The sequence below is a fragment of the Noviherbaspirillum autotrophicum genome (assembly GCF_000818395.1).
In the GTDB taxonomy this organism is placed as follows: Bacteria; Pseudomonadota; Gammaproteobacteria; order Burkholderiales; family Burkholderiaceae_D; genus Noviherbaspirillum; species Noviherbaspirillum autotrophicum.
This window is the reverse complement of the sequence record NZ_JWJG01000011.1, coordinates 1-1787: the sequence shown is the minus strand read 5'-3', so window position 1 is coordinate 1787 and position 1787 is coordinate 1. Positions and strand designations below refer to the sequence as shown.

Below are 1787 nucleotides of genomic sequence, written 5' to 3'. Positions count from 1 at the left end.
AAGTTCTTTAACAAATAACAGCCGATAAGTGTGGGCGCTTGGTGGCAGTGCGGCGGCGACGGAAGTTGCCGAAGCTCAAAGCATATCAAGTGCTCACAAAGAAATACAGGTAAGTTCGCAAGAACGGACCTAGTCAGTATTTTGAGTGAGCGACGGTTCTACGGAACCTGCCAGAGATGGCACAAAACAGGAATTAAACTGAAGAGTTTGATCCTGGCTCAGATTGAACGCTGGCGGCATGCCTTACACATGCAAGTCGAACGGCAGCGCGGGAGCAATCCTGGCGGCGAGTGGCGAACGGGTGAGTAATATATCGGAACGTGCCTTAGAGTGGGGGATAACTAGTCGAAAGACTAGCTAATACCGCATACGACCTACGGGTGAAAGTGGGGGATCGCAAGACCTCATGCTCTTAGAGCGGCCGATATCTGATTAGCTAGTTGGTGGGGTAAAAGCCTACCAAGGCGACGATCAGTAGCTGGTCTGAGAGGACGACCAGCCACACTGGGACTGAGACACGGCCCAGACTCCTACGGGAGGCAGCAGTGGGGAATTTTGGACAATGGGGGCAACCCTGATCCAGCAATGCCGCGTGTGTGAAGAAGGCCTTCGGGTTGTAAAGCACTTTTGTTCGGGAAGAAATCCCTTGGGCTAATACCCCGGGGGGATGACGGTACCGGAAGAATAAGCACCGGCTAACTACGTGCCAGCAGCCGCGGTAATACGTAGGGTGCAAGCGTTAATCGGAATTACTGGGCGTAAAGCGTGCGCAGGCGGTTGTGCAAGACAGATGTGAAATCCCCGGGCTTAACCTGGGAACTGCATTTGTGACTGCACGGCTAGAGTGTGTCAGAGGGGGGTAGAATTCCACGTGTAGCAGTGAAATGCGTAGATATGTGGAGGAATACCGATGGCGAAGGCAGCCCCCTGGGATAACACTGACGCTCATGCACGAAAGCGTGGGGAGCAAACAGGATTAGATACCCTGGTAGTCCACGCCCTAAACGATGTCAACTAGTTGTCGGGTCTTAATTGACTTGGTAACGCAGCTAACGCGTGAAGTTGACCGCCTGGGGAGTACGGTCGCAAGATTAAAACTCAAAGGAATTGACGGGGACCCGCACAAGCGGTGGATGATGTGGATTAATTCGATGCAACGCGAAAAACCTTACCTACCCTTGACATGGAAGGAATCCTCGAGAGATCGGGGAGTGCCCGAAAGGGAGCCTTCACACAGGTGCTGCATGGCTGTCGTCAGCTCGTGTCGTGAGATGTTGGGTTAAGTCCCGCAACGAGCGCAACCCTTGTCATTAGTTGCTACGAAAGGGCACTCTAATGAGACTGCCGGTGACAAACCGGAGGAAGGTGGGGATGACGTCAAGTCCTCATGGCCCTTATGGGTAGGGCTTCACACGTCATACAATGGTACATACAGAGGGCTGCCAACCCGCGAGGGGGAGCTAATCCCAGAAAGTGTATCGTAGTCCGGATTGTAGTCTGCAACTCGACTACATGAAGTTGGAATCGCTAGTAATCGCGGATCAGCATGTCGCGGTGAATACGTTCCCGGGTCTTGTACACACCGCCCGTCACACCATGGGAGCGGGTTTTACCAGAAGTAGGTAGCCTAACCGCAAGGAGGGCGCTTACCACGGTAGGATTCGTGACTGGGGTGAAGTCGTAACAAGGTAGCCGTATCGGAAGGTGCGGCTGGATCACCTCCTTTCTAGAGTATTCGCACGAAAATCAAGCGTTCACACTTATCGGTGTGTTATTCGAGAACAGCA

At 53.0% G+C, this 1787-nt stretch carries 1 rRNA gene; it reads left to right on the top strand.

Features of this window, described 5'->3' with window-relative positions:
• Positions 1 to 195 precede the first annotated feature (195 nt).
• Positions 196 to 1726: ribosomal RNA gene (locus TSA66_RS01085) — 16S ribosomal RNA — on the top strand.
• Positions 1727 to 1787: the final 61 nt, after the last annotated feature.